We start from the raw sequence: 208 nt of genomic DNA on the forward strand, positions 1-208 counted from the left end.
TGTGCTGCAGGCGGTGGCGACGCTGAGCCTGGTGGCTCTGGGTGAGACGTCGGCGTCGATGTGGCTGCTGCTGGTCGCGACGTTCGCGGGTGGTGTCGGCAACATGCTGGTGATCGTCGGGTTCATGGTGACCGCGACGACGGGTCTGCCGGACCACGAGCAGGGTATGGCGACCGGTTTGGCGACGATGACGCAGCAGATCGGTATC

At 65.9% G+C, this 208-nt stretch carries 1 pseudogene; it reads left to right on the forward strand.

From position 1 onward, the window contains the following. Positions 1–208, forward strand: a pseudogene (locus tag IH80_RS40470) (MFS transporter); the annotation flags it as partial.

The sequence above is a fragment of the Streptomyces sp. NRRL S-378 genome (assembly GCF_000720645.1).
GTDB lineage: Bacteria > Actinomycetota > Actinomycetes > Streptomycetales > Streptomycetaceae > Streptomyces.